We start from the raw sequence: 13,208 nt of genomic DNA, 5'->3' as shown, positions 1-13,208 counted from the left end.
TCTTATGAGATTGCTTACAATTTTATTTTTCACGGCCTCAATGGCTGTGCATGCAACTCCTGTTGCACAAACCGTTTCTATTTCAGTAAAGAACATGGCCCTCAAAGAGGTAATGGGTATTGTAGAAAAACAAACAGGATATTCTGTTTTTGGCAATCGTTCGGTCTGGAACAATACCAGGCCCGTAACGGTATCTGTGGTCAATACGCCACTCAACTCTTTTCTGACCCAGGTGCTGACCGGCCAGGGGCTTTCATACCGGTTGGAAGGGAAAACCATTTCGCTTTACAGGAAGGATAATATCGCTGATAGTAAAGACAAACCGGTCCCGTTAGCCAGTGCCGACCCGGTAGAGGTAAAAGGAAAGGTTACCGACGACCAGGGACAACCGCTGGCAGGCGTATTCGTCAGCGAAGAAGGCGTTGATAAAAACAAAACGCTGACTGACGGAGAAGGGAATTTTAAGATAACAGTGGCAAACTCCAGTGCTACCCTGAAATTTACTTATGTTGGTTATACTTCAGAAGTGATAGTAGTCAAAGGAAAGGAACAGGTGAGTGTAAAGTTATCTCCAAGCGTCCGCAAACTCGACGAAGTGACCGTTGTTGGATATGGCTCCCAGTTGTCAAGATCGGTAACGGGGTCAATTACTAAAGTAGATATGGGGCAGGTGGCCAACCTGTCAACCACCAGTGTTGATCAACAACTGGCCGGCCGGGCGGCCGGCGTACAGGTAACGGTGAACAGTGGCAACACCAACTCAAATCCCCGTATCAGGATAAGAGGTATAAATTCTATTAATAATTCCCGCGATCCGTTGATCGTTATTGATGGCGTGCCTGTTTCAACCGGCGATATGGGCGGTAACACCACTACCAATGCGCTGGCTGATATAAACCCCGATGACATCCTTTCAATGGATGTGTTGAAAGATGGCGCCGCTTCGGCTATTTATGGTTCCCGGGCGGCCAATGGAGTGGTGCTCATCACTACCAAGCATGGCAGTAAGGGACAGTTGAAAGTGAATTATGATGCCTATGCTTCCCTCTCGGGACCGGTGAAAACGGCTAAGTTGTTGAACGCACAGCAATTTGTTGAGATCGCCAATGAAAAATATACTAATTCAGGCGTTACCACCAACCCGGCTGTAATGGATGCCAGCAACACAAATACCGACTGGCAGGATCTTATTTATCATAAGAATGCCTTCTCGCAAAGCCATAGCCTGGGTATTAGCGGCGGTTCCGACAAAACCACGTATTTCTTTTCGGTGAACTACCTGGCGCAGCAGGGCGCAGTGATCAAAAACGCCACCACCCGGTATGGAATAAGAGCGAATGTAGATCACCAGGTAAACAAAATATTTAAAATAGGAACAAGCACCAGTGTTACCAAACTCAGGAACGTAGGCGTAAACAACAGTTCGGGATTGTCAACTATCATTACCAATTCCCTGATTGCGCTACCTAATGTAAGTCCGTACGATGCCGCCAATGCTACCGGCTATAATTTGTCGGGTGATGGCAAATCATTGGGCGCCGGCGCCAATTTGCAAACCATTGATGATGCATACCCGAATATCCTGTTTTCTTTAAACAACGATAAATATTCAATTGACAAATACCGTATCCTGAATACAACCTATGGTGAGCTTACCTTGTTACCTGGTCTGAAATATCGTATACAGGGTGGGGTAGATATAGAAGAAGGGTACGATTTCTATGCACTCGACTCCCGCCATGGTGATGGATATAGTTATAGCGGACTGGTAAAAAATACGACCATTAACCGCTCTGTATACAATTTGCAACACTATATAACTTATACCAAAAGTTTTCTCCGGAACAATATCACGCTTACGGCAGGTAATGAGGTGCAGAAAAATACCTATAAAAACGCCATGGCCGGCGGTTCGGGTTTCTCCAATTACTTTTTTCAGCAACAGAACCTGATAACCGGTACCTATACTACGCAATTGTCGGGCGGTAGTTATTCAGAAGGAAGTTTCTTATCCTATTTCGGCCGGTTGAACTATGATTATGCAGGTAAATATTTACTGGGATTAACTATCCGGCGCGATGGCTTGTCGTCCCTGGCCAATGAACATCGCTTTGGTACTTTTCCCGGCGCTTCCATTGGCTGGCGGGCATCTGATGAAGATTTCTGGAAACACGCAGGCATTGATCGTATTATTCCCTCGTTGAAGATAAGGGCCAGTTATGGTAAAGTGGGTAATGCGTTAACCGGTTTTCCTTACCTGAGCACTTATGGGGCCAGTCCATATGGCGCTGAGAACGGTATCAGCATCACCAACGTCGGCAACAGTTCATTGCAATGGGAAACCAGTAAAAAGTATGATGCCGGACTGGAAGCAGGTATTCTTAATAACCGCATTACGGTTGCCTTCGACTGGTTCAAAAATAATATCGATAACCTTGTAATGGACGTTACCTATCCCAATTCATTTGGTATTCCGGGTAATTCCGTAACAAGGAATATCGGGGCTATGGTTAACCATGGTATTGAATTAACGGTTAGCGCTGATGTGATCAAACAATCTGGTCTTACCTGGTCGGTCAATGCCAACTTCACGAAAGTAAATAATAAGGTTACCAAATTATACCAGGGGCAAACCATTAACGGCAGTTCCTATTTGATCAAAGAGGGGGCGCCTTTATACGCCATGATCGGCTACCGGTACGCGGGGGTGAACGAAATGAACGGCAATCCCATGTATTACAAGGCAGATGGCCGTTTAATACAGGGAAATATTTCGAACCAGTTGTATTACTATGCCGATTCAAAGACCGACAATACCATGACCAGCACCACCACGCTTACAGATGATGATAAAGCGATGCTGGGTTCACCTACGCCTACCTGGTATGGCGGAATAACCAACAGCCTGAGTTATAAAAACTTCAGCCTCGATGCTTTCATCCGTTTTTCGGGCGGCAATAAGATCGACAATAGCCTTGAAAGAACATTGCTCAATCAGAAGTTCAAGAACAATGGGGTTGACATCCTGAACAGATGGACGCCAACAAACACCATAACAGATGTGCCCAAATTGTGGTATGGCAAAGAGGCATTTATCAATCTTTCGCCGGGCGACCGGTGGGTGCAATCAGGAGATTACCTGCGGCTGCAAACGGCCACCTTATCCTATACTTTAGATAAAACGGCCATCAGGCGCATTGCAGGTTATCTGTCGTCACTACGCGTATATGTGACCGGGCAAAACCTGGTAACCCTGACGAGGTTTAAAGGGCTCGATCCCGATCTCATCAGTGAAACAGGGGCTTCGGGTACTGCCATACCCATTATCAGGTCTTTTTCTTTTGGAGTAAACCTTGGTTTCTAAAACGCAAATTGAACTACAATGAAAAAAGCGATCACCTATATATACATTTTGATTTTTGCGGCAGGTATACTGTCTTGCAGGAAAACACTGGAAATAACACCTTATACGGCTTTTACCGATGAAACGATTTACACAGCGAAAGACAGGATTGAACTGGCGATTGCGGGGGTATATGATGCCGCTCAAACCGGTTTTTATCCGGAAGGACTTGCGCCCAGGGGATATCCCTTTGGCGCGGCTAACATAGAGCAGGACGATCTGCGGGGCGAAGATGTAATAAATATGGAGTCTTTTTACCAGATAACCTATAACAACACCTATACCAGTAATTCGCCCAACTGTTATAATATGTGGAATAACTGTTACACACTCATCAATAAAGCCAATGTGGTCATTGAGGGGGTGAACAATTCTATTACAGCGAATGTAGTTACGCAGGGGGAAGGGAACGCCTATATTGCCGAATGCCGCTTTTTGCGGGCGTTGGCCATGCACCAGTTGCTGATTGAATTTGCGCGGCCTTATGCAGACGGGCAGGGGAGCCAGTTGGGTGTTGTTATACGTGATTTTGCGATCAACAGCGATGCTACCATTGCAAAGGCAAATGCGGTGGCAAGAAGTTCGGTGGCCGATTGCTATAAGTTCATTGAAGATGATCTTGTTTTTGCGGAAGCCAATCTTCCTGCCACCCGCACGGCCAATATAAATTACCGGGCCACCAAAGCGGCTGCCATAGCATTGGAAATGCGTGTATATCTGCACGAGGGAAAATGGGCGGATGTGCTTACTGCAGGCGGCAAAATTATCAGCTCCAACGGTACGGTTTTCTCCAGTCCCATCGGGGGATGGAAACTTACTTCCACACCCGACGGACCTTTTGCAAACAACACTTCTGTTGAAAATGTTTTTTCCATTGAAAATACAGCTACAGATAACGGCAGTGTAAGCGGTGCCATGCAAAGTATGTATGGTAGCAATGGTACCTCCGTTGGTGCACGCGGTTTGATCGGTATCAGCCCCATTATCTGGAACCTGTCGTACTGGAATGCGGCTGATCTCAGAAGGAGCCTGGTAACTCCCAACTTTACCAATAACGATCCTTCTACGGCGCCCAGCGGCAAAAAGCCCATGTATTTCACCACCAAGTATCGCGATGCTTCCTGGGGCGATGATGCGCCACAAATAAGATACCCAGAGGTATTGCTTACCATGGCAGAAGCCTATGCCCGGGTGAATGGTACCGTTGATGCCACCGCACTTTCTTACCTCAATGCAGTAAGAAACCGGGCTGTTACCGCTACAGCCAGTCAATATACAATAGCCTCATTTGCGACCCCTGCAGAATTTATTAAGGCGGTGCTGGCTGAGCGCCGGATAGAATTTTTGGGGGAAGGTAAAAGATGGGGCGATATTCACCGGTTGTCGCTTGACCCGCAGTTTAATAATGCGGTATTATCCGGCACTTCAGGCGCCACTACCGCTGGCATACCCGCCAAGGTATTGGCGTCGGGCATCACTGCTGCCAATTTCAAAACATTGTATAGTGGCAGCGCTGCCTATTCCAGTATTCCCAAAGCGCAAGCCGCTATAGGGAATACAGATTACCGCTTCTTATGGCCGTTGCCGGCTACGGAAATAACCAATTCATTAAACGGCATCGTTACACAAAATCCATCGTACTGATATTGATTACGAAATTTAAACACCATTCGATTATGAAATACTGGAGTACATTAGTGATCATCTGGTTGCTTTCAATAGCAAGCCAGGCGCAAACAACTACACTCAACCTGAGTGGGGAAGTGCTGAACGCGCAACCTGCCATGGTATACCTGCAAAAGTTCGATAACAAGATCTTTCATACAGTAGATTCGGCGCGTGTTAAAAAAGGGAAGTTCGAATTTCATACAGCTTTGCTGCTCCCTGAATTGTATGGGGTAAGCATTGACACCAACCGCGTTCCTCTTTATATATTTTTAGATAAGGAAAAAATTTCGGTACAACTTGATTCAGCAAAAGGCTACAGTACCTCATTGGTAAAGGGGTCGGTGCTGCAGGACCAGTTCAATGACTTTAAAAAGGAACCTGCTATAAATATAAGCGACTATATCAAAGCGCACCCTGCTTCTCTGGTTACGGCTTATATTTTATATCGCAACTATTCGTACAGGTTAACGCCTGCGCAAATTGAGGAAAACATCGCATTGCTCGACCCTTCTTTGCATAATACAGCATATGTAAATACACTGAAAGAACTGGTTCGTACATTAAACGGACTGGCGGTAGGAAAAAAAGCCCCCGATATTATTGGCAATAGCCCTGAGGGAACGCCGGTAAAGCTGTCGGCGCATTATCAGAAATATACCCTCATCGATTTCTGGGCATCCTGGTGTGCGCCCTGCCGGAAAGAAAATCCAAACGTGGTGGCTGCCTTTCAAAAGTATAAGGATAAAGGATTTAATGTATTTGGCGTATCGCTCGATAAAAGCAGGGACAGTTGGATAAAGGCCATTGAAAACGATCACCTCAATTGGTTACAGGTGTCTGAATTGAATTATTGGAACAGTGAGATCGCAAAAACTTTTGGTGTTCGCGCCATTCCATCGAATTTCCTGATCGATGAACATGGTATCATTGTGGCCAGGAACCTGCGGGGCGAGGAATTGCAAAAGAAGCTGGACGAATTGTTGAACCATTAATGATCGCTACTATTTTTTAGAAGATCGTATGAATTGTAATCGAATTGTTTTTTTTATCTGTATAACCATTGCCGGAAAAATAATGGCACAGGCTCCCAGGCAATTTCAGGGACAGGGGCCAATAAAAGGCGTATCAACAGAAGACCGCCCTGTGCAAAAGCAATGGAAGGGCCTGTTTTCATTTCCGGGAAGTGAGGTGTTTTTTGATAATGATTTTGAAGGCGGGCGGCTCAACGGCGTGGCCCGTATAAATGATTCTACTTTCTCGGCATTGATCACATCAGAGAATACACCGGTAAATGAAAGTCCGTGGTACGCATTTAAAGTATGGTCAAAGCGGCCACAGGCTATTACTATCGTACTCACCTATCAACAGGGCATTCGCCACCGGTATGCGCCCAGGCTCAGTAAGAATGGCCACGACTGGCTTTCTATTGAAGGGCCGGATGCAAAAAAGATCTTCGAAACTGATTCTTTGCCTGTCGAGTACCGGTTTCATTTAACCGTTAGCAGGGACACCACCTGGGTGGCGGCGCAGGAATTGTATACCTCCCGCCGGGTGAAGGAGTGGGTAAAAGTGATCAGCCGTAAACCCGGGGTTACGGTTACCGATATTGGCAGAACGCATGCCGGAAGGCCGGTCACTTTGTTGAAAATAGGAAACCCGGCTTCTAAAAACCGCATGCTGATCATAGGAAGACAGCACCCGCCTGAAGTGACCGGGCAACTGGCCATGCAGGCCTTTATAGAGAACCTGAACGGTGATGAGCCCCTGGCTAAAAAGTTCCGCGAACAATTCCTGATCTACCTGGTACCAATGATGAACCCCGATGGGGTCGACGAAGGCTTTTGGCGGCACAATGCCGGTGGGGTTGACCTTAACCGCGACTGGGCTGCTTTTAATCAACCGGAAACAAGAGCGGTGCGTGACTTCCTGCAGAAAGAACTGGGTGATAAAAATAATAAGTTATGGTTTGGGCTCGATTTTCATTCCACCTATGATGATATTTTTTACCTGGTCGATCCTAAATTAAATGGCGTATTGCCTGGTTTTATTCCGGCCTGGCTCGATCAGTTGCGTGAGCGTATACCTGGTTATACACCTAATGTTAAACCGCTTTACAGTGAAGGGCCAACCTATACTTCGTTCAGTTATTTGTTTAAGACCTACGGAACGGAAGCACTGGTGTATGAAATAGGTGATAAAACTTCCCGTGATTTTATTCAGCAAAAAAGCAAAGTGGCTGCCACTGCCTTAATGGAAATGTTACTACAGAAAGTTAATTGATAATATGAGAAACCGCCTATTCAGATTTGTATTGCTCCTGTTACTGGTTGGCAATATTGCCCATGCACAATCAATAAAAGCACCGGTTGCAGTAACCGATATGGTAAAGATCCGGAAGGCCGGCGATGTTGAAATAAGGCCTGATGCACAACAGGCAGTGTTTACAGTAAGCAGTATTGAGCCCGATTCAAACAGTACACTGGATTATAATTATCAAACGCATATCTGGCTGGTTAATTTGACCGGTAAAGGGGAGCCCCGTTTGATGGATTCGTCAAAAGAAAATGCAACAAGGCCTGCTTATAGCCCTTCGGGTGAACAAATTGCCTATACCAAAACTGTGAAGGGGCAGTCCCAGATATTTATATATACCCTGGCTACCGGTATAATACATCAATTGACGCATTTCAGGTATGGAGCTACCAATCCAAAGTGGAGCCCCGATGGCCGGCGGATTGTATTCACCAGTTCTATTCCGTTGCTGAGCTATATTAAGGATACGGTATTGAATCCACAAAAGCTGGTGCCAACCTGGAGCGGGGGCAAACCCGGTTTTACCGGTAACGGGTATATGCTGCCTCAAAAAGCCAAAGGCGATCCCGATGGAGAACTTGCAGAAATAAGAGCATATTTATTCAGGAACGAAACTGATAAAAAGGCGAAGGTTATTGACCATGTACAGTTTCAGGGCGAAACAGCAACTTCCAGCGAGATCAGGTTGTCGCATATCTTTATAGTCGACACAACAGCCGAAGCAATGCCAACAGCTGTATCCAAAGGATGCTATTCATTCTCGAATCCTTTTTTTGCCGGCAATGAAACGCTGATCGTGAACGCCAAAGTAAATGAGCGGCTGCATCCCGCTGAAACATTGGAGGAACAGGTGTATGTGCTGTCAACGGATGGTTCGCGTTCAACCCCGTTGTTGGCAAAACCGGCAATGGCATTTTCAGTTGCAGCGGTATCGCCTTCCGGCAAATGGCTGGTTTATCAGCAAAGTTTTCCCGGCACAGTGAATCAACCATCGTTACATATTATCGACTGGCAGCAACCCGCAGCAAAGGACAGGTTGGTAAACCTGGATCGGCCAACAGGCAATGTGCGGTTCGCGCCTGATGAACAATATATTTATTTTGTATCTGGCAACAATGGCGGGGCCAGTTTATATAAAGTAAGCACTGTAAAGGGAGAACCCTTAAAATTAACATCGGAAGAAGAAGGCATAACGGATTACGACATTTGTGCCAATCACCTTGTATATGCTAAAACAAGTGCAGTAAATCCCTCGGAGCTTTTTATTGCCGATACGATTGCAAAGAACGAAATTGCTGCCACCTCTTTAAATACCGCCTGGCTTGCCGGTAAGCTCATCAGCGTTCCGCAGAAAGTAATTTTTAAAAACAGCCAGGGAATGGAGGTAGAATGCTGGGTTATGAAACCGGTAAACTTCGAGCGGGGAAAGAAATTTCCGTTGCTGCTGGAAATGCATGGGGGGCCTGCTTCTATGTGGGGGCCCGGTGAGGAATCGATGTGGCACGAGTTCCAGTTTTTTTGCGGTAAAGGTATTGGGGTGGTGTATTGTAACCCGAGAGGGTCTACCGGTTATGGGGAGCGTTTTTTAAAAGCAAATATTAATGACTGGGGCCCCGGGCCGGCCAGTGATGTACTGATGGCGTTGAAAATGGCCGTGGCGCAGGGATGGGCAGATACATCAAATTTGTTAATCAGCGGCGGATCGTACGCAGGTTATTTAACTACCTGGATCATCAGTCATGACCATCGTTTCCGGGCTGCCAGCAGCCAACGGGGTGTGTATGATTTCAGCACCTTTTTCGGTGAAGCAAACGTTTGGAGAATGGTGCCCCGTTATTTTGGGGGATATCCATGGCAGGAGAAAGTGCAGCGGGTGCTGAGAGAACAATCGCCGGTTAACTATGTGACAAACATTCACACGCCATTACTTATTTTTCATGGCGAAAATGATCTTCGTACCGGCTTAACCCAGAGCGAAATGTTATACAAGAGCCTGAAGGTACTGGGCCGGCCAGTTGAATATGTGCAACAGCCCGGAGCCAGTCATGAGTTGGTACGCAGTGGCGATGTGCGCCAGCGTATTGATCAAATGCTGCGTACTTATGAATTTTTTAGGAGGTATATTGGCAATTGACAGGCTGCTATTACCGCAACCACCCTTGCCCTTTTAGGAAATTAAGCAAACGTTGATCATCGGCTGATAAAGGCGGCAACCAAAGGCTGGGTTGCTCCCGCGTCCACCAGGCGCCTTGCGCATTACCCGGTTTGGCAAAGCGGTAGCGGTACAGTACAGCCCGGATATACCGGGGTGGCTTGCCGGGAAATGGATTTTGGGCAAACAAACCGGTTGCCAGTGGATCGTTGTGCAGCAATTTGTACACGAGGTGTACCGTCCATGGATAATCATCTACAGTAGACATAGCCGCGAACCACATTTGCCAGTCGAGCCGTAACTGATAAGGCGCAATTTGCGGCGGACGCCGGTTAAGTAATACCGGGAGTCCTTTATAGATGTATGGCTCCCAATGTGCCTTATCGGTTGAATCGTTATCCATCGTTCCTTCAAATACAACATTAAAGCGTTCTGTTCCCACACTGCCGAAAGCGCCATAGGTATTCACCAGGTCAAATGGATCGAAGGAGGTGTTCATGATCTGTTTTGAAGACAACAGGTTAATGGCCGGCTGAATGCTGAGCAGGCCAATGATCACCGTTATTACAAGGGCGGTCGTGCGCATGGGCTTTGAATATTCAACGGTTTTGTCTGCAGCTTCGGCTTTACGTACAAGCCATTTGGGAAGCAGTTTTGCCCAGAAACCGTCATCGAAACAGGCGAGTGCCGGAACGATGGTTAGCCAGTTCAGAAAAGAAAGATTGCCACTGATAATAAGCGTTAACTGAAACAGGATGATCACCACACCGGCTATATGCCTTGCCAGGCGCGGCCAGAAGACGAACAGCGGGGCTACCAGTTCGGCCAGCCAGTTGAACCATACGCCGGTCCTCAATACGGAATGCGGCAGAAAATGGAACCAGCGGCTGAGCGGACCGGGAATGGGTTGGGTTTCGAAGTGATAATACAGTGCCGTACTGTTGCGCCAGATGGCATCACCCCGAAGCTTGATCAATCCGGCCCCCAGCATAAGCCGGCAGATCAGCCAGCGAAATAAAACTATAATGAGAAAAGGAGGCGCCCGGCGGGGAAAGGGGCGCATGTCGAGGAGCGGACAAAGAAAGATGGCCAGAAAACCGGTTTCACAAAGTTGTATTTCCCAGCCATAGCCATACCATTCCTGTCCTATATGAACCAGCGATAAATACAGCGCCCACAACAGCGCCATGATGATGGCATTGGCAAAGCCAGCCGCCACGAGGCACGATAAAATGAAACCGGTCCATGCGACTGTAAGCAAGGCGGTGTCGGAATGCCAGAACCAGAAAAGGGAGGGTAGTTTAATAAAGCTGGCGCCGGTTGAACCAAGCCATTGGTTCACTTTTTTTATGAATACCTCCATGGGAAGCAAGCCATGAGCGCCAATGAGGGGAAGCACCTGGTTGATGGCCACCAGGAAGGCGATGGCGTAAATGACACCCAGCAAACGAAGGATCATAAAACGGGTGAGCCAGTAACGGGGGGCCGCGCGTTCCTCAACGGGTGGTTGCCATGCAATGTCTGTTTCGTTGTTCATATACTATGGCTTACGGTGAACAAGGTACTTACTTTGCTGCAAACCGGGTGCCATAGGGGCTTATAAACGAACACCTGCCCCTGCAAGCACATAATCGTATACGGGGCTGGCTATTTTTAAATGTTCATAGCCCAGGTGGATGTTATATCTTTTTAAATGAAGCTTTCCGGTAACTTCAAATTGATTGACGGGTTTAGTATTAATAGCACCCCATTGTTTTGATATATATACACTAACCGGTTTTATCAAAAATGCTTCTCCATCTAACCCAAAAGAAAACCCACCTCTGTTAATATTATCAGCGATGTAACATAGGCCGGCTTTCCAGCCCACGTTGAATCTTTCAAATCTTAACCGGTCGTAACAAAAATAAGCGTTGAACAGGGAAAGGTTAGAATACGTGTGGTCAGTATTATGTTCTGTCAACCGATGGTATTGTCCCTGCAGGTAAAAATATTGAAAGGGGCGAATGTTACATTTGAAATAATTACCGATCAGGTTTTTGTTAGAATAAAGAAAATGATAATCCAGGTCGAAACGGAAATGGAGTTTTGAATTATAGACCGAATCGGTGCTTTCATAATTGCCCGACTGGTTGTTGTAATAGGGGTATTTTGTAAGGTTGCTGTGTAAGTGATCTTCCAGTTTATAAACGCCTATGGTTGAATACCAGGTAAGGTAGGCAAGGCCTGTGGCGACGCCCTGGAACATTATTTCACCAAATGATTTTTGTTCATCGCTTTTATATGAGTGAACTGATTGGTCTGATTGGCTACCCTTTACGGTTTTATTTCTTTTATTCAGCTCTTCTTTTGACTGGTCAATTTTTCCCTGGGCAGCGCTTTGGAGGGAGAATACAATCAGAAAAGTGATGGTTGTAAATAATCTCAGGAGGTGCATGAGACAAACATAAGATGAATTTTGCGGGGAAAAAAGGGTAGGGGCCAGTGATGAATGTTAAAGAAATTCGAATCATTGATAATTAATTTATGAAGCGGCAGCACCAGACGCTTCGATTGCATTCAATAATGTAAAAAGGCTCACTGAATCACTAAACGAAGGAGCTGTATGTGTATTATTTCTTATATCATAGGCGATGGCTTTATATAAGTTTGCCACATTGCGGGCCAGCAAACCTTCCGGTAAACCCGCCATCAATTCCCGGGGCGGATCCAGTTTTGTCATTGTTTTTTCATCGTGCCTGGCGCCCATAATAGTTAGTTGGGCAAATTGACCATGACCAAGGTTGCCGGTTACCTGGATATCGCCTTCTGTACCGTTTATTTCCCAAAGGAAGTTGGTGCCTTTTGACATGCCTGCCCGGTAATGGATGCTAAAAGCAGCGCCACTTTTTAGATCTCCAATTATCATTATTTGATCTTCGGCAGTTTTAGGTTTCACTTCACCTGTATCTTTAATTTTAACGGTGCTGAAATTGCTTATCATTTTTGCTTTAAGTGTATTGATGGGGCCCAGCACTTTCTGGAAGCCGGTAAGCGTATGCGCCAGAGGAATGTTGAGCATTGTTGCGCCTGCCGCTTTATCGTACATATAATAGAGGCTGGCCATTGTTTCATTTGACCAGAAGATACCAGAACCAATAAGCGAAGTAGAAAGTACCCTGCCGGGATAATTCTCTTTAATAAGCCGTTCGAGGTAAATTACCTCGGGCGCAAAAGGCATTTGTGTGCCCACAGCAGCTACGACATTGCATTTGGAAGCCAGTTCTGCCAACTCCATAGTTTCTTTTAAATTAACACCCAGTGGATGTTCACAATAAATGTGCTTTCCGGCATATAGCGCTTCTTTTACTAAATTAAGATGAGAAGATACTTTCACCGTTATAGTTACCAGATCAATTTCATTGGAATGAATCAATTCAACTGCACTTTTGAATGCTATTGGAATATTTAATGCATTCGCTGTTTTCAGGGCGCTTTCATAAGTAGAATTGGCTACACCTACGAGTTCAAAATCATCGGATAAATGTTTTAAGGCAGGAAAGTGAGATTTGGAAGCCCATTGGCTGTCGGGGTTCAGTCCAATAATTCCAACACGGATCTTTTTGTTAGTCATAATTGAGGTACGTTGTGTTTATTGAATTGCAAAGATTCGCATTCTGTACCAGGGCCTGT

At 46.1% G+C, this 13,208-nt stretch carries 8 protein-coding genes; 5 read left to right on the top strand and 3 right to left on the bottom strand.

Going from position 1 to position 13,208, the window contains the following annotated elements:
* Positions 1-4: 4 nt before the first annotated feature.
* From A3860_RS39920 to A3860_RS39900, 5 genes are all read left to right on the top strand, one after another.
* Positions 5-3,364: a TonB-dependent receptor gene (locus A3860_RS39920; RefSeq protein WP_081156181.1), complete on the top strand. Its 3,360-nt coding sequence runs from the start codon at positions 5-7 to the stop codon at positions 3,362-3,364.
* Positions 3,365-3,382: 18 nt separating this feature from the next.
* Entirely contained in the window at positions 3,383-5,047 is a 1,665-nt protein-coding gene (locus A3860_RS39915; protein ID WP_081156180.1) for a RagB/SusD family nutrient uptake outer membrane protein, read from the top strand.
* A 32-nt stretch (positions 5,048-5,079) separates the two neighbouring features.
* Positions 5,080-6,063, top strand: a complete 984-nt coding sequence (locus tag A3860_RS39910; RefSeq protein ID WP_081156179.1) for a TlpA disulfide reductase family protein — start codon at positions 5,080-5,082, stop codon at positions 6,061-6,063.
* Between the two features lie 82 nt (positions 6,064-6,145).
* Positions 6,146-7,351 (top strand): M14 family metallopeptidase, encoded by a 1,206-nt coding sequence (locus A3860_RS39905; protein ID WP_216823622.1) that lies wholly within the window; start codon positions 6,146-6,148, stop codon positions 7,349-7,351.
* Between the two features lie 4 nt (positions 7,352-7,355).
* Complete coding sequence (locus A3860_RS39900; protein WP_081156177.1) at positions 7,356-9,518, top strand: S9 family peptidase; 2,163 nt, start codon at positions 7,356-7,358, stop codon at positions 9,516-9,518.
* A gap of 10 nt (positions 9,519-9,528) precedes the next feature.
* Here A3860_RS39900 and A3860_RS39895 read toward each other — a convergent pair whose 3' ends face one another.
* From A3860_RS39895 to A3860_RS39885, 3 genes are all read right to left on the bottom strand, one after another.
* Positions 9,529-11,073 (bottom strand): lipase maturation factor family protein, encoded by a 1,545-nt coding sequence (locus A3860_RS39895; protein ID WP_081156176.1) that lies wholly within the window; start codon positions 11,071-11,073, stop codon positions 9,529-9,531.
* A gap of 60 nt (positions 11,074-11,133) precedes the next feature.
* A complete protein-coding gene (locus tag A3860_RS39890; protein ID WP_081156175.1) occupies positions 11,134-11,973 on the bottom strand; it encodes a hypothetical protein in 840 nt (279 codons plus the stop codon).
* A gap of 87 nt (positions 11,974-12,060) precedes the next feature.
* Positions 12,061-13,149 (bottom strand): Gfo/Idh/MocA family protein, encoded by a 1,089-nt coding sequence (locus A3860_RS39885; RefSeq protein WP_081156174.1) that lies wholly within the window; start codon positions 13,147-13,149, stop codon positions 12,061-12,063.
* Between the last annotated feature and the right edge of the window lie 59 nt (positions 13,150-13,208).

Source organism: Niastella vici (genome assembly GCF_002077945.1).
GTDB lineage: Bacteria > Bacteroidota > Bacteroidia > Chitinophagales > Chitinophagaceae > Niastella > Niastella vici.
The sequence above is the reverse complement of the archived record's forward strand: the minus strand, read 5'-3'. Positions and strand labels throughout refer to the sequence as shown.